Source organism: Sanguibacter sp. Z41_6, from assembly GCF_059621145.1.
In genome coordinates this window covers 841,325-856,540 of the sequence record NZ_JCAQIF010000001.1, presented here as the reverse complement: position 1 = coordinate 856,540, position 15,216 = coordinate 841,325, and the positions used below count along the sequence as shown (strand labels likewise).

The following is a 15,216-nucleotide window of genomic DNA, read 5'->3' as shown; positions in this document are numbered from 1 at the left end:
TCCCTCGGGTCTGTTGCCTGGCACAGCACGGGTCCAGCGGTCACGGTTCGTCGAGGCCAGGGATCTCGAGGTCCTGCGAACCGATGTCGCCCTGGTCGAGGGAATCCTCGTCGTCCTCGGCGATGGGCAGGCAGGGACCGAACAGACGAACACCGAACAGGTCCTTGTCCGCGTAGGTGAGCAGCCTCATCGAGATTCCGTCCACATCCCCGCGTGCCGAAGCCCGGTCCTTCTGGTTCGTCGTCGACAACCGCCACGCCGTCTCCTCCTCAACCCTGTCCACGACCTCGTCGAGAACCTCGATGGAGAAGGATTCGGCATGCAGCACGGCATCGGCCGAATACCTCCACTCGGTTCCGTTGTCAGTGCAGGTGGCCCAGCGCCCGTTCGCATGCTGGAACGCCAGCCCCTCTCCGGCGACGGCCACGACGACGTCCTGGACGTGCCCCCGGACAGCCTCGCGCGAGGCGAGCGCCTCCTCGAGAGACACCGGCTCCGGCCGCGCTGGCAGCAGCCCGCACCCACCCACGACGAGCAACGCCGTCAGGAGCACGGCCCCCCGGACCCCACGGACTGCCTTCACGCCCCAGCGCCGCCGTCGCGCTGCACCGTGAGACGGCTGCCGGCTCGCCGGCTCCGTGTTCATCAACCTGTCGCTCGGCACAGTACGGCTCCTCCGGTCACGATTCGTCGAAGCCAGGGATCTCGAGGTCCTGCGAACCGATGTCGCCCTGGTCGAGCGAGTCTCGGTCCTCCTCAGCGATGGGCAGGCACGGACCGAACAGGAGAACCCCGAAGAGCTCCTTGTCCGCGTACGTGAGCAGCTTCATCGACATGCCGTCCAGGTCTCCCTGCGCCGAGGCCCGGTCCTTCTGGTTCGTCGTAGACAACCGCCAGCGCGTCTCTGCCTCAACGCTGTCCTGGACCTCGTCGAGAACCTCGATGGACGCCGATTCGGCGTACAGCGCGGCATCGGCCGAGTACTGCCACAGCGTCGCGTTCATGTCACACGTATCCCATCGGCCGGATGCATCTTCGAACATGAGGCCTTCTCCGGCCACGACCTCGATGACGTCCTGGGTCTGCCTCCGGACGGCGTCACGCGAGGCGAGCGCCTCGTCGAGAGAGACCGGCTCCTCCCGTGCCGGGAAGATCCCGCACCCACCCACGGCGAGCAACGCCGTCAGGAGCGCGGCCCCTCGCACCCCACGGACCGTCTTCACGCCCCGCCGTCTCACAGCTCTACGTCCGGCGGTAGCTCATCCCATGCCGTCGTCTTGGCCCCGGAACGACGGACCGCGCGGGCGTACTCGCCGAGGACCACCATCCGAGCCACCTTTGTCATCGACCGCGAGCGCCCCAGGTGCAACCACCGGGAGGCAGGCGACGCGCTGACGCGCCCCGGCGAAAACTACCAGACCCGCAGGAAGCAGGTCATCGCGGACGGAGCGGCAACGGCTCCCCCAGCACCACGTGCCCTACTCGACAGGCTCGACGCCGAGCTCGCCGAGGAGCGTGACGATGCGCGACCGGATCTCGTCGCGGATCGGGCGGACCGCCTCGAGGCCCTGGCCGGCCGGGTCCTCGAGCGCCCAGTCCTCGTAGCGCTTGCCGGGGAAGATCGGGCAGACGTCGCCGCAGCCCATGGTGATGACGACGTCGGACGCCCGGACGGCCTCGCTCGTGAGGACCTTCGGCACCTCGGTGCGGATGTCGATGCCGACCTCGAGCATCGCCTCGACCGCGGTCGGGTTGATCTCGTCGGCCGGCATGGAGCCGGCCGAGCGCACCTCGACGGCGCCGCCGGACAGCACGCGGAGGAACCCCGCGGCCATCTGGGAGCGGCCGGCGTTGTGGACGCAGACGAACAGCGCGCTCGGCGTCTGCAGCTCGGTGGTGGGGATCGAGGTCATGACGGCTCCTGGGTGAGTGCGGGTATCGCGGTGGCGGTCGGCAGGTCGGGTGCTGGTTCGGCGAGCGGGTCGACGCCGAACCAGCACCGACCGAGCCAGAGCGAGACGTAGACGAGCCCGACGAGGACGGGGACCTCGATGAGCGGCCCGACGACGCCAGCGAGGGCCTGACCGGAGGTCGCCCCGAACGTGCCGATGGCGACGGCGATCGCGAGCTCGAAGTTGTTGCCCGCTGCCGTGAAGGCGAGCGTCGTCGAACGGGCGTACCCGAGGCCGAGCGTCTTGCCGGTGACGATCCCGACGCCCCACATGACTGCGAAGTACACGAGGAGCGGGAGGGCGATGCGCACGACGTCGAGCGGGTTGGACGTGACGGCCTCGCCCTGCAGGGCGAACAGCAGGACGATCGTGAAGAGCAGACCGTAGAGCGCCCACGGCCCGATCCGCGGCACGAACCGCTCCTCGTACCAGGCGCGCCCCTTGGCGCGCTCCCCCACGTACCGCGACGCGAACCCGGCGAGCAGCGGGACGCCGAGGAAGACGAGGACGTTGAGGGCGATCTGCCCGACGGAGACGTCAAGCCCTTGGGTGTCGAGCCCGAGCCAGCCGGGCAGGACGGTGAGGTAGAAGTAGCCGAGCAGCGAGAACGCGACGACCTGGAAGACGGAGTTGATCGCGACGAGGACCGCAGCGGCCTCACGGTCCCCGCAGGCGAGGTCGTTCCAGATGACGACCATCGCGATGCACCGGGCCAGCCCGACGACGATGAGCCCCGTGCGGTACTCGGGCAGGTCGGCGAGGAAGATCCACGCGAGGGCGAACATCAACGCCGGACCGACGACCCAGTTGAGCACGAGCGAGCTGACGAGCAGGCGCCTGTCCCCGGCGACCGCGGCCACCTTGTCGTAGCGGACCTTGGCCAGGACGGGGTACATCATGACGAGCAGCCCGATCCCGATGGGGACGGAGATGCCGCCGATCTCGAGGTGGCCGAGGAGGTCGGCAAGTGCGGGGACGAAGCGTCCGAGCACGAGCCCGACGACCATCGCAGCCCCGATCCAGACGGGCAGCCACCGGTCGAGGGTCGACAGGCGCGCCGCAGCCGCGGGCGTGGCTGGGCCGGGGTGGGTGCTCACAGTGACTCCGGCGCTGGGCCGAGCAGCTGACGCCCGAGCTCGTCGAGCCGCTGCGGGACGACGGAGTAGTAGGACCACGTCCCGCGGCGCTCCCGGGTGAGCAGGCCGGCGTCGACGAGGATCTTGAGGTGGTGGCTCACCGTGGCCTGGCTCAGACCCACCGGAGCGGTGAGGTCGCAGACGCACGCGGTGCCGCCGTCGGCGGCGGACACCAGCGCGAGGAGGCGCAGACGTGTCGCGTCCCCCAGGGCCCGGTACCCGGCGGCGATCCGCTCCGCCTCGCTGGCGTCGAGGGAGTCGCTGATCGCGGGAGCGCAGCACCGGGTGGTCACGAGCGGGATCGTCATGCCATGATCCTCGCATAGATCGGAAATTTTCGATCCAGCAGTTCTCGAGTCGCAGGAGCACCATGAACCAGCCCGCTGGCACGCTGCCGGTCCTCGTCGTCGGAGCAGGTCCGGTCGGCCTCGCCGCCGCTGCCCACCTCCTTGAGCGTGGGCTCGAACCCCTCGTCGTCGAGCAGGCCCAGGACGCCGCTGCAGCCGTCTCCGCCTGGGGTCACGTCCGCCTCTTCTCACCCTGGCGGTACGACGTCGACGCCGCCGCGCGCCGCCTGCTCGAGCCCACGGGCTGGGGTGCGCCGGACCCCGACGCGCTGCCGACAGGGGCGGAGCTCGTGGAGCGCTACCTCGCGCCGCTCGCCGCAACGCCGCAGATCGCCGCCAGGCTGCGCACCGGCGCGCGCGTCGTCGGCATCACCCGCGACGGCGCGGACAAGACACGCAGCCTCGGCCGGGACCGGGCGCCCTACCGCGTGCGGATCGTCGAGGACGGACAGGTCACGGACATCCTCGCCCGCGCCGTGATCGACGCCTCCGGCACCTGGGGGACACCGAACCCGCTGGGCGGCGGCGGGCTGCCCGCGCTCGGCGAGGACACGCTCGGAAGCAGCCTCGCCGGCCCGCTGCCCGACGTCCTCGGTGCCGACCGTGACGACTTCGCCGGACACCACACCCTCGTCGTCGGCATGGGGCACTCCGCCGCCAACACGGTGCTCGCACTCCTCGAGCTGACCGCCAGCGCACCGACCACCCGGATCACCTGGGCGATCCGGGGCGGGTCCGCCCGCCGGCTCTTCGGCGGCGGCGCGGCCGACGAGCTCCCCGCCCGCGGGCTCCTCGGGACCCGCCTCAAGGAGGCGGTGGAGTCCGGCCTCGTCACCCTCGTCACGCGCGTGTCGCTCGAGCGGCTCGCGCCCGAGGGCGACGACATCCGGGTGCTCGGCCGGACCCGGGACGACGTCCTCGACCTCACGGTCCACCGGATCGTCAACGCGACCGGGTTCCGTCCGGACCTCGACGTCCTGCGCGAGGTCCGGGTCGACCTCGACCCGGCGCTGGAGTGCCCGCGCGGGCTCGCCGACCTCATCGACCCGGAGGCGCACTCGTGCGGCACGGTCCCCCCGCACGGTGAGGCACTCCTCGCCCACCCGGACGCCGGCTTCTACATCGTCGGCATGAAGAGCTACGGCCGCGCCCCGACGTTCCTCCTCGCCACCGGCTACGAGCAGGTGCGCTCCATCGCCGCGGCCCTGGCCGGCGACCGCGCGTCCGCCGACGCCGTCGAGCTCGACCTGCCGACGACGGGAGTCTGCTCGACGGACGTCGTTGCCGACGACAGCGCGGCCGACGACAGCGCCGAGAACGGCGCAGCCTCGTGCTGCGGCGGTCCGGCCGAGCCCGCGCTCGTGACCATCGGCGCCCCGGGCGCCGGCATCCCGCTCGGGTTCGCGACCGGCGTCGCGCACGGCCGGTCCGGGGACACCGCTTAGGCGCCCGGGCGACCGTGCGACCAGGTCAGGACGCGTCGAGCAGCGGGTAGTCCGTGTAGCCCTCGGCGCCCGGTCCGTAGACCGTCGCCTGGACGAGCTCGTTGAGCTCGCGACCCTCACGCCAGCGGCGGACGAGGTCCGGGTTGGCGATGACGGGCCGCCCGACGGCGACCGCGTCCGCGTGCCCCTCGGCCACAAGGGCGATCGCCTCGTCGCGTGTCGTGACGACACCGAACCCGGAGTTGGCGACGAAGGGCCCACCGAAGCGTGCGCGGAGGTCCTGGACGAGCGGGCCCGTCGGCTCGCGGTGCAGCACGCTGAGATAGGCCAGGCCGAGAGGCGCGAGCTCCTCGAGGAGGTACCCGTAGGTGGCGGCGACGTCGGCAGGGTCGGTCTCGAGCGCGCCCTGGATGTTGTGCTCCGGGGAGATGCGCAGGCCGACGCGGTCCGCGCCGATCTCTGCGGCCACGGCGCGGACCGTCTCGATGACGAACCGCGCGCGGTTCTCCGGGGACCCGCCGTAGGAGTCGTCGCGCACGTTCGAGGTGGGGGCGAGGAACTCGTGCAGCAGGTAGCCGTTGGCACCGTGGAGCTCGACGCCGTCGAACCCGGCCTCGATCGCGTGGCGGGAGCCGCTGACGAACTCCTGCGTGACACCGGCGAGCTCCTCGGTGGTGAGCGCGTGCGGGACCGGCAGCCGCTCCTTGCCGAGCGGCGTGTGCGTCTCGCCGTCGATCGCGAGGGCGCTCGGTGCGACGACGGGCCGGCCACCGTTGATGCTCGGGTGCGACACGCGCCCGGCGTGCATGACCTGCGCGACGATGCGGCCACCCGCGGCGTGCACGGCATCCGTCACGCGGCGCCACCCGGCAAGCTGCTCGGGGGTGACGAGCCCCGGCTGCCCGACGAAGCCCTGCCCGGCGGACGACGGGTACGTGCCCTCGCTGATGATGAGCCCCACGGAGGCGCGCTGCGCGTAGTGCTCGACGACGATGTCCCCGGGGACGCCGTCGCTGCCCGAGCGGGTGCGGGTGAGCGGAGCCATGACGACCCGGTTGGCGAGCTGGAGCGAGCCGAGGGTGGTGGGCTCGAAGAGGTCGGTCATGGTGGCAGTCCGTTCGTCGTAGGTGCAGAGCGACGCGGATGCTGGTGAGCGACCGGCGCCTCCGGCATCAACCACCCGCCGCGGCACGTTGTTCCGGCCGGCACACCGCACCCACCGCCGACCGACGCGTCCGTCGGCTTGTCGGTAGCGTGGCTCGCACGGACAGGCGCTCACCGAGGAGGATCATGGACCGGCTCGAGACGTACAGCCGCGACGGACTCACGTTCGACGTCACCGACTCCGGACCGCTCGACGGCCCGGTGATCGTCCTCCTTCATGGCTTCCCCGCGAACCGCGGGTCGTGGTCCGGGGTCGCTGCCCTGCTCAACGACGCCGGCTACCGCACCCTCGCTCCGGACCAGCGCGGCTACTCCCCCGGCGCCATGCCGCACGCGCGCGGCGCCTACCGGATCGCGGAGCTCGTGCGCGACACCCTCGCCCTCATCGACGCCTCCGGATCCGAGAAGGTGCACGTCGTGGGTCACGACTGGGGAGGGTTCGTCGCATGGCAGCTCGCGCTCGTCGCCCCGCAACGGCTCGACCGACTGACCGTCGCCTCCACGCCGCACCCCGGGGCCTTCCGCGCAGCCATGCTGTCCTCCGACCAGCCCCTGCGGTCCACCTACATGGCGTTCTTCCAGCTGCCCGTCCTGCCGGAGCGGTGGCTGGACGCGCACATGGTGGAGTGGCTCGACTCCAGCGGGCTCCCGCAGGACGTGGCCGAGGACTACGCCGCGACCATGAGCAGGCCGGGCGCCCTCACCGCGGCCCTCAACTGGTACCGCGGCGCGTTCCTGCCCGGGGGCGCGAGGATGGACCCGGTGGACGCGCGCGTGCGGGTCCCCACGGCGTACGTGTGGGGACGCAGGGACGTCGCGCTCGGCCGCCGGGCGGCCGAGCTCACCCGCGACTTCGTGCGCGCGCCCTACTCGTTCGTCGAGCTCGTCGAGGAGGGCCACTGGCTCCCCGAGCTCGCGCCGCGGGAGCTCGCCCGCGAGATCCTTGCCGACCTCACCCCGGGGTCCCTCGCTCGGTGAGTGCGCCGAGCAACGACTCGGCGACCTCTCTGCGCGAGACGTTCCGGCTCGAGGACGCAGACTCGAAGATCACGCGCGCCTCGGGCTCCGAGCAGCCGTTGGACGCCATGATCACCCCGACGACGTGCTCGACGAAGAGGTCCTCGCGAAGGCGTGAGAGCCCGGCGCCCTCGTCCGCGGGCAGCTCGAGGTGCAGCTGCAGCGCGGCCGCCAGTGCTGCGAGCTGGGCGTAGCCGTCCGCAGCCAGCAGGAGCGCCGGGCCCCACGGGTCCCGCGCACGGGAGTAGAGGTTGAGCGCCAGCGCGGTCCCGGCGCCGGCGCTCGCGGGCACGACGACCACGGACCGGAAGCCCTCGCGGAGCGCCTGCTGGGACCATGCCGTCCACCGGATCTCCTCGGCGAGGTCGGGGACCAGCTGCGCGCACAGGCTCTCCGTGGCGTCGATGCACGGCCCGATGCTCTCGCGCGCCTCCACCTGGCCACAGCGCCGGGAGCGCCCGTCGCTGCTGGCGGCCTGCACGGTCACCCCGCGCCTGCGGAGCGTCACGCTCGCTTCGACCTCCGCCGTGAGCACCATCGAGGCGCGGGTGGCGAACTGGTCGAGGTAGTGCCGGTTCGTCATGGTCGGACCTTCCCGACTGTCCCCTGGGTCCCCTGGTCTGCCGCCGGTCCTGCCCTGTGGGGTCCTCGGCACCGGCCGCCTGTCCTTTCACAGTACGTCCCCGTCGCGGGTCGGTCCTGCGCTCGTTGCCAGTTCCGTCGCGCCCGTGCGACGGTGGTGGGAGCCCCTCGAGGGGCACCCGGACGAGGGAGCCGTACCCGGACAGCGACAAGACGGCCAGGCGGAGGAGATTCGTATGGCCTGGGCGGTTCTGGTGGTGTCCGGTGTGCTCGAGGCGGTCTGGGCGACGGCCTTGAGCAGGTCGGAGGGACTCAGCCGGCTCGCACCGTCGGTCCTGTTCGGTGTCGCGCTCGTCATGAGCATGGCGGGCCTCGCCTACGCGATGCGCGACCTTCCCGTCGGGACGGCGTACGCGGTGTGGGTGGGCATCGGCGCCGTCCTCACGGTCGCGTACGCGATGGCGACGGGCGCCGAGACGGTGTCGCTCGTCAAGGTGCTGCTCCTGCTGGGGATCGTCGGCTGCGTCATCGGCCTCAAGGTGCTGCACTGACCTTGGTGACCTCTTGCCGGGGTCCAGGTACGCGCGTAACGTACAACCATACGGTTGCACATAACCGGCGGCGAGGAGGGACGATGACCACGGACACGGCCGTCGTGGACGCCGTCTTCGGCGCCCTCGCCGACGCCACCCGGCGCGACATCGTCAGCCGCGTGCTCACCCACGAGGCGTCCGTCTCCGAGCTGGCCCAGCACTACGACATGTCGTTCGCCGCCGTGCAGAAGCACGTGGCCGTCCTCCACCGGGCCCACCTCGTCACCAAGGTGCGCCGCGGCCGCCAGCAGATCGTCCGCGGGGACCTCACCCAGGTCCGGGCAGCCGGACGGTTGCTCGACGAGTACGAGGAGCTCTGGCGGGGCCGGGTCGAGCGCATGGAGGACGTCCTCCGGTCGTCGACCGGCACGGCGTCCGGAAGGACCACCCCGGACGGAGCGCCACCGGTCAGCAGTCCGGTCAGCAGTCCACCGAGCAGTCCATCGAGCAGCACCACCACCTGAGGAGCTCGTCATGCCTGTCACCAGCACCAGCAAGGACCCGGAAGCGCTCACCCTCACGTTCGTCTCGGAGCTCCCCGCGCCGCCGTCGCGGGTCTGGGAGCTGTGGTCCGACCCGCGCCAGCTCGAGCAGTGGTGGGGCCCGCCCACCTGGCCCGCGACCTTCACCGAGCACGCGCTCGTCGACGGCGGGACGATGAAATATCACATGACCGGTCCCGGGGGCGAGCAGTCGCACGGCTGGTGGTCGGTGCTCGGGGTCGACGAGCCGCGCACCTTCCGCTTCAAGGACGGGTTCGCCGACGACGAGGGAGATCCGAGCACCGCGATGCCCGTGATCTGGGCCGACGTGCGCCTCGACGAGACCCCGGACGGGACCCGGATGACCATCACCTCGCACTTCGAGACCCTCGAACAGCTGGAGCAGCTCGCCCAGATGGGCATGGTCGAGGGCATGGCGTCGGCGCTCGACCAGATCGACGGGATCCTCGCGACGAACTGATCGCGCGGCCCGGGACCTCCGGGCCGCGCCGTCGCCCGGCGTCGTGACAGCATGAACCTATGGCGCCACACCCGCACCACCTGTTCCCCGGGACACAGTTCATCAGCACCATCCTCGAGGCCCTCGAGACGAAGACGACGCTCTCCGGGGAGCTCGCCCGTCGCTACCTCCAGCGCGCCGCGATGGCGGGGATCCTCATCGGCATCCTCTACGCGACGAACTACGCGGTCATCGCGGCGTTCGACGCCGTGGACGTCGGCGACAGCACGCTGCGCCCGCTCGGACGGATCGCCGGAGCCATCGTGTTCGGGTGGGCCCTCGTGTTCATCTACTACTCGAAGTCCGAGCTGCTCACGTCGAACATGATGATCGTGTCGATCGGCGCGTACTACCGGCGGACCACCTGGGTGAAGGCGCTGCGACTGCTGGGTCTGTGCTTCGTCGGCAACACCCTCGGCGGGGCACTCATCGCCGTGTTCATCAAGTTCAGCACGCTCGTCGACGGGCCCGCCATGGTGGAGATGCAGGCGTCGGTCGACCACAAGCTCGAGTTCGTCACCGCCGGCGCGACCGGCTGGAGCGACCTGCTCGTCCGCGCGATCCTGTGCAACTTCATGATCAACATGGCGATGCTGCTCGTGTACAACGGCCTCATCAAGGACGACCTCACGAAGAGCCTCGTCATGATCGTCGCCGTGTTCATCTTCGCGTTCCTCGGCCTCGAGCACTCCGTCGCGAACACCGTGCTGTTCATCATCGTCGGCCTGAGCGACGGCGTCGACGTCGGGCTCGCAGCCGCGAACGTGGGCATCGCCCTGCTCGGCAACCTCATCGGCGGCGGAGTCCTCATCGGCCTGTACTACGCGTACGTCAACGACGGCGCCCGGTACCTCACGCGCCAGCCGCCGACCGACGCCTAGGCGGCGGGGGGCGCCGTCGTGTCACGCACGACGAGCTCGATCGCCAGGTCGATGCGCGAGTTCGCGGGCGTCGTGCCCTCGGCGAGGTCGAACACCATCCGCGCGGCGGTGGACGCCATCTGCTCCAGCGGCTGGCGCACCGTGGTGAGCGCCGGGGCGATCCACGAGACGATCGGGAGGTCGTCGTACCCGACGACCGAGAGGTCCTCGGGGATCCGCAGGCCGAGCTCGCGCGCCGCACGCAGCACCCCGAGCGCCTGGTAGTCGCTCCCGGCGAAGATGCCGGTCGGTCGGTCCGTGCGGGACAGCAGCTCCATGCCGTGCTCGTAGCCCCCTCCGACGTTGAAGTCCCCGTAGCGGACGAACGTCGGGTCCACCGGGATCCCTGCGTGGTCGAGCGCACTGCGGTACCCGTCGATCCGGGCACGGCTGCACAGGACGTCGGGCGGACCGGAGATCACGGCCACCCGGCGGTGCCCGAGCTCGATGAGGTGCCGTGTCGCCGCGAGGCCACCGCTCCAGTTGGCGGACCCGACGGCCGGGACGCCGACCGGCGGCTCACCGGCGGTGTCCACGACGACGCACGGGATGGACCGGGACTCGAGCTGACGGCTCTGGTCCGGGTCGAGCTCCGCCATGACGAGGATGATGCCGAGAGGCCGGCGGGCGAGCACGTCGTCGAGCCACTCCTGGCGCGGCCGGTGGGCGCCGCCGAGCTCGGAGAGGACGACCCCGACGCGGGCGGGGCCGGCGACGGCCTCGACACCGCGGATGATCTCCGCGGCCCAGGCGGCGTTGTGGTCGTGGAAGACGAGATCGATGAGACGCGGGCGGGTCGCGGACCAGCTGCGTCGTGGCCGGTAACCGTGGCGGGCGATCGACTCCTCGACCTTGGCCCGGGTGTCGGACGAGACGTCGCGGCGGCCGTTGAGAACCTTCGAGACCGTCGGCACCGAGACGCCCACCTCCCGAGCGATCTCCGCGATCGTCGCGCGTGGCGTGTCCGTCGTCATCGTGGTCCTGCTTTCCGTCAGTACCAGGCGCTGCGCGCCCGCGGATCGTTCATCGTTGAACGCCCTTCCCCTCTGGTAACGATATAGCAACTATCGAGACGAGTGGGCGTGCCGACGCACCGAGATCCGCACGAAACCAAGGAATCCGCGCGGACAGAACGCACTTGACCGGACATGAAAACGTTGTCTACTCTCGGTCACATATCGACACCGAGGTCGATATCTTGCGACCACGACGCAGTGGTGGAGGACGACAGATGGAACGACACGCACAGTCGTGGAGCGCCACCGGAGCACCGGCGGGGGTGTCCGCGTGACCACACCGCAGAACATCGAGGCGTCCGCACCGTCCGGAGGCAGCCGGGCGACCGGTCCGCTCGACCACGGAGCGCTCGCGGTCGCCGTCTCCACGACGAGCGGCACGAGGAAGAAGGGCCGCAAGCACGACCGCACACTGCGCCAGGAGCTCCGGCGCAACTGGCAGCTCTACACGCTCGTCGTGCTCCCCATCGTCTTCCTGCTGATCTTCCGGTACATCCCGATGCTCGGGAACGTCATCGCGTTCCGCCGGTTCCGGCCGGGCGGGAGCATCTTCGGTGACGAGTGGGTCGGGCTGCGCTACGTCAACCTCTTCATCAACGACGCGAAGTTCTGGGACGTCTTCCAGAACACCGTCATCCTCGGCGCACTGAGCCTCGCCATCGTCTTCCCGATGCCGATCATCCTGGCGCTGCTCCTCAACGAGGTCCGCAAGTCGTGGTTCAAGCGGCTCGCCCAGACGATCTCGTACCTGCCCCACTTCATGTCGATCGTCATCGTCGCCGGCATGGTCCTGCAGATCTTCTCCGTGCAGGGCACGGTCAACCAGATCATCGAGGTCGTGGGCGGCGACCCGATCACCTTCATGCAGCGACCGGAGTGGTTCCGGGACATCTACATCTCGTCCGAGGCCTGGCAGACCGTCGGGTGGGGCACGATCCTCTACCTCGCCGCCCTCACCACGATCGACGCGAACCTCTACGAGGCCGCCCGGATCGACGGCGCGAACCGTCTGCAGCAGACGTGGCACATCACCCTCCCGGGGATCCGTCCCACGATGATCACCCTCCTCATCCTCAACATCGGCTCGTTCATGGCCGTCGGGTTCGAGAAGGTCCTGCTCCTGTACAACCCGCTCACCTACCCCACAGCGGACGTCATCTCGACGTACCTGTACCGCATCGGGATCGAGTCCGGGAACTTCAGCTACGCGACCGCCATCGGTCTCTTCGAGGCAATCATCGGCCTCACTCTCATCCTGTCCGCCAACGCGATCTCGCGCCGAACCGTGGGGACGAGCCTGTGGTAGCCACCGAACCGACCACGATCGCCGACAAGCTGGCTGCGCCGAGCCCGGCCGCCCGGACGGTGAAGGACACCCGCGGGTACCGCATCTTCACCGTGGCCAACACGATCTTCCTCGTCGTGGTCATGGCCGTGACCCTCTACCCGTTCGCGAACATCGTGGCGCAGTCGTTCTCGAGCGAGAGCTTCATCACCGCGGGCCAGGTGAACCTCATTCCCCGTGGGTTCAACATCGAGACGTACAAGACGGTCACGGGCGACAGCCTGTTCTGGACCAACTACAAGAACACCGTCGTCTACACCGTCGTCGCCACCGTGATCGCCATGGTCATCACGACGACCTTCGCGTACGCGATCTCGAAGAAGACCCTCCGCGGCCGGAACCTCTTCATCGGCATCGCCGTGTTCACGATGTTCTTCAACGGCGGGCTCATCCCCAACTACGTGCTCATCAACAACCTGGGCATGACGAACACCATCTGGGCGATCGTCCTCCCGAACGCGCTCAGCGTGTTCAACCTCCTCGTCATGAAGTCGTTCTTCGAGAACATGCCCGAGGAGCTCGAGGAGGCCGCGGCCATCGACGGTCTGAGCACGTACGGGACCCTCCTGCGCATCGTCCTGCCGCTGAGCAAGGCGGTCATCGCGACCATGGTCCTCTTCTACGCCGTGTCCTTCTGGAACTCCTGGTTCACGGCCTTCCTCTACCTCGACGACGCCAAGATGTACCCGGTGACCGTGTACCTGCGGAACCTCATCGCCGGGGCCACCAACGCGGCGTCCGTCGCAGGGAGCGGCAGCGACGGCCTCACGCAGGTCGCGGCCAACATCCAGTCGGTGACGATGGTCCTGACCGTCCTGCCGATCATCTGCCTCTACCCCTTCATCCAGAAGTACTTCGTGTCGGGCATCATGCTCGGCGCCGTGAAGGGCTGACCGTCCCACCCGAGGCGTTTCCCACTCACCGAGCGTTCGCGACCTGAACGACGATGTTCACCACGAAAGGCAAGGAACGATGAGGACCAACACCAGGCGGCTGCTCGCCGGTCTCACGGCCAGCACGCTGGCACTCACGCTCGCTGCATGCGGCAGCGACGACGGCGGTGGCGGCGGTGGCGGCACCGTCGACCCGTCCGAGCTCGAGGACAACATGGTCGGCGCCATGGAGGACTTCGCCGTCGGCGACACCTTCGTGGCGACCGAGCCGGTCGAGTTCTCCATGCTCTACCGCGACCACCCCAACTACCCCCTGCAGGAGGACTGGGAGTTCCTCACGCACCTCAAGGAGACCAACAAGGTCTCGTTCGCGATGACGAGCGCCCCGCTGAGCGACTACGAGCAGCGACGCAACCTGCTCGTGGGCGCCGGCGACGCTCCGCACATCATCCCGGTCACGTACCCGGGCCAGGAGTCCCAGTTCGTGGCGTCGGGCGCGCTGCTCCCCGTGAGCGACTACATCGACCACATGCCGCACTTCGCCGACAAGGTGGAGAAGTGGAAGCTCGAGCCGGAGCTCGACACCCTGCGCCAGGAGGACGGCAAGTACTACATGCTGCCGGGCATCCTCGAGCAGGTCCGCCCCGACTACACGCTGGCCGTGCGGACCGACGTGTTCGAGGCAGCAGGAGCAGACACCGCTCCCGAGACCTGGGACGACCTCGCGGACTCCTTCGCGGCGGTCAAGGAGGCCAACCCGGACGCCTACCCGTTGTCCGACCGCTTCAGCGTCCCCACCCCCCTCGGCGCGATGCTCAACGTGGCCTCCGCGTCGTACGGGACCGTCGCCGGTTGGGGCTACGGCTCCGGCGCGATCTGGGACGAGGAGGCCGGCGAGTTCGTGTACGCCGGTGCCACCGACGAGTACAAGGCGTTGGTCGAGTACTTCCGCGGCCTTGTCGAGGACGGCCTCATGGACCCCGAGAGCGTCACGCAGGACGACGACACCGCGAACGCGAAGCTCGTCTCCGGGGACTCGTTCTCGATCACCACGAACGCGCAGGAGCTCCTGCGTGCCCGTGACACGCTCGACGAGACCCTCGGCGCGGGCACCTACCAGCTCGACAAGATCCGCGTCCCCGCCGGCCCTGCCGGTGACGTCATCGGTGGCACGCGCCTCGAGAGCGGCCTCATGATCTCCGCCGATGCCGCCGAGGAGGAGAACTTCGTCGCGATGCTCCAGTTCATCGACTGGATGTACTACTCGGACGAGGGCATGGAGTTCGCCAAGTGGGGCATCGAGGGTGAGACCTTCACCCGCGACGGCGAGACCCGCGTCCTCAACCCCGACCTCACCATCCAGTCGCTCAACCCCGGTGCGCCGACCAACCTCCAGGTCGACATGGGCTACCACAACGGCGTGTTCATGCACGCGCACGGCTCCACGCAGGACCTCGTCCTGTCGATGCTCTCCGACGAGGAGCGCGAGTGGCAGGAGCTCATGGCGGACAAGGAGCAGGCACCGCTGCCCCCGTCGTACCCGATGGACGAGGTGGAGCGCGAGCAGGCCAGCCTCTACGAGACGGCGCTGCGCGACTACGTCACGCAGAACACGCTCGCATTCATCATCGGCCAGCGTGACATCTCCGAGTGGGACGCCTACGTGGCCGAGCTCGAGGGCCAGAACCTCACGGCCTTCATGGACATCGTCAACACCGCGCAGCAGCGCTACGAGGAAGAGAACGGCTGACCGAGCCAGCCCCGACGGCCGGTAGTGCCACGTACCGTGGCGCTACCGGCCGTG

17 protein-coding genes and 1 riboswitch are annotated in these 15,216 nt (G+C 69.7%); of the genes, 9 read left to right on the top strand and 8 right to left on the bottom strand.

From position 1 onward, the window contains the following. Positions 1-40: 40 nt before the first annotated feature. From AC54T1_RS04040 to AC54T1_RS04020, 5 genes are all read right to left on the bottom strand, one after another. Positions 41-427 carry a hypothetical protein gene (locus AC54T1_RS04040; RefSeq protein ID WP_496911131.1) on the bottom strand — a complete coding sequence of 129 codons (387 nt, stop codon included), beginning with the start codon at positions 425-427 and terminating at the stop codon, positions 41-43. A 253-nt stretch (positions 428-680) separates the two neighbouring features. After that, positions 681-1,223, bottom strand: a complete 543-nt coding sequence (locus tag AC54T1_RS04035) for a hypothetical protein (protein WP_496911130.1) — start codon at positions 1,221-1,223, stop codon at positions 681-683. Positions 1,224-1,478: 255 nt separating this feature from the next. Next, positions 1,479-1,913, bottom strand: a complete 435-nt coding sequence (locus AC54T1_RS04030) for an arsenate reductase ArsC (RefSeq protein ID WP_484344047.1) — start codon at positions 1,911-1,913, stop codon at positions 1,479-1,481. Next, positions 1,910-3,049, bottom strand: a complete 1,140-nt coding sequence (gene arsB, locus AC54T1_RS04025) for an ACR3 family arsenite efflux transporter (protein WP_496911129.1) — start codon at positions 3,047-3,049, stop codon at positions 1,910-1,912. Before arsB ends, AC54T1_RS04030 begins: the two co-directional genes overlap by 4 nt. Further along, positions 3,046-3,396, bottom strand: a complete 351-nt coding sequence (locus AC54T1_RS04020) for an ArsR/SmtB family transcription factor (RefSeq protein WP_496911128.1) — start codon at positions 3,394-3,396, stop codon at positions 3,046-3,048. Before AC54T1_RS04020 ends, arsB begins: the two co-directional genes overlap by 4 nt. A gap of 62 nt (positions 3,397-3,458) precedes the next feature. Between AC54T1_RS04020 and AC54T1_RS04015 the strand changes: the two genes are divergently transcribed. After that, positions 3,459-4,880 carry an FAD-dependent oxidoreductase gene (locus tag AC54T1_RS04015; RefSeq protein ID WP_496911127.1) on the top strand — a complete coding sequence of 474 codons (1,422 nt, stop codon included), beginning with the start codon at positions 3,459-3,461 and terminating at the stop codon, positions 4,878-4,880. 25 nt (positions 4,881-4,905) lie between these two features. Here the strand turns inward: AC54T1_RS04015 and AC54T1_RS04010 are convergent, their stop codons facing one another. Beyond that, the gene (locus tag AC54T1_RS04010; RefSeq protein WP_496911126.1) at positions 4,906-5,985 is read right to left on the bottom strand and encodes an alkene reductase; all 1,080 of its coding nucleotides are present in this window, start codon (positions 5,983-5,985) and stop codon (positions 4,906-4,908) included. 185 nt (positions 5,986-6,170) lie between these two features. Here AC54T1_RS04010 and AC54T1_RS04005 point away from each other — a divergent pair, with 185 nt between their 5' ends. Further along, the gene (locus tag AC54T1_RS04005) at positions 6,171-7,022 is read left to right on the top strand and encodes an alpha/beta fold hydrolase (RefSeq protein WP_496911125.1); all 852 of its coding nucleotides are present in this window, start codon (positions 6,171-6,173) and stop codon (positions 7,020-7,022) included. Here the strand turns inward: AC54T1_RS04005 and AC54T1_RS04000 are convergent. Further along, a complete protein-coding gene (locus AC54T1_RS04000; RefSeq protein WP_484344041.1) occupies positions 6,997-7,644 on the bottom strand; it encodes an ANTAR domain-containing protein in 648 nt (215 codons plus the stop codon). The two genes, AC54T1_RS04005 and AC54T1_RS04000, sit on opposite strands and share 26 nt — an antisense overlap. 157 nt (positions 7,645-7,801) lie before the next feature. Further along, positions 7,802-7,865: riboswitch (guanidine-III (ykkC-III) riboswitch) on the top strand. 14 nt (positions 7,866-7,879) lie between these two features. Between AC54T1_RS04000 and AC54T1_RS03995 the strand changes: the two genes are divergently transcribed. From AC54T1_RS03995 to AC54T1_RS03980, 4 genes are all read left to right on the top strand, one after another. After that, positions 7,880-8,194 carry a DMT family transporter gene (locus AC54T1_RS03995; protein WP_484344040.1) on the top strand — a complete coding sequence of 105 codons (315 nt, stop codon included), beginning with the start codon at positions 7,880-7,882 and terminating at the stop codon, positions 8,192-8,194. A gap of 83 nt (positions 8,195-8,277) precedes the next feature. Continuing rightward, a complete protein-coding gene (locus tag AC54T1_RS03990) occupies positions 8,278-8,700 on the top strand; it encodes an ArsR/SmtB family transcription factor (protein ID WP_484344039.1) in 423 nt (140 codons plus the stop codon). A gap of 10 nt (positions 8,701-8,710) precedes the next feature. After that, positions 8,711-9,199, top strand: coding sequence for an SRPBCC family protein (locus tag AC54T1_RS03985; RefSeq protein ID WP_496911124.1), 489 nt, complete (start codon positions 8,711-8,713; stop codon positions 9,197-9,199). A gap of 59 nt (positions 9,200-9,258) precedes the next feature. Beyond that, positions 9,259-10,119, top strand: coding sequence for a formate/nitrite transporter family protein (locus AC54T1_RS03980; RefSeq protein WP_496911123.1), 861 nt, complete (start codon positions 9,259-9,261; stop codon positions 10,117-10,119). On the opposite strand, the gene AC54T1_RS03975 is transcribed toward AC54T1_RS03980, so the two are convergent. Beyond that, positions 10,116-11,132, bottom strand: a complete 1,017-nt coding sequence (locus tag AC54T1_RS03975; protein ID WP_484344036.1) for a LacI family DNA-binding transcriptional regulator — start codon at positions 11,130-11,132, stop codon at positions 10,116-10,118. The two genes, AC54T1_RS03980 and AC54T1_RS03975, sit on opposite strands and share 4 nt — an antisense overlap. 454 nt (positions 11,133-11,586) lie before the next feature. On the opposite strand from AC54T1_RS03975, the gene AC54T1_RS03970 reads away from it, so the two are divergent. The 3 genes from AC54T1_RS03970 to AC54T1_RS03960 all read left to right on the top strand — a co-directional run bounded on the left by AC54T1_RS03970 (position 11,587) and on the right by AC54T1_RS03960 (position 15,162). Further along, entirely contained in the window at positions 11,587-12,480 is an 894-nt protein-coding gene (locus AC54T1_RS03970) for an ABC transporter permease (RefSeq protein ID WP_484344248.1), read from the top strand. After that, positions 12,474-13,412 carry a carbohydrate ABC transporter permease gene (locus AC54T1_RS03965; protein WP_484344035.1) on the top strand — a complete coding sequence of 313 codons (939 nt, stop codon included), beginning with the start codon at positions 12,474-12,476 and terminating at the stop codon, positions 13,410-13,412. Before AC54T1_RS03970 ends, AC54T1_RS03965 begins: the two co-directional genes overlap by 7 nt. 79 nt (positions 13,413-13,491) lie before the next feature. After that, positions 13,492-15,162, top strand: coding sequence for an ABC transporter substrate-binding protein (locus tag AC54T1_RS03960; protein WP_496911122.1), 1,671 nt, complete (start codon positions 13,492-13,494; stop codon positions 15,160-15,162). Positions 15,163-15,216 lie beyond the last annotated feature (54 nt).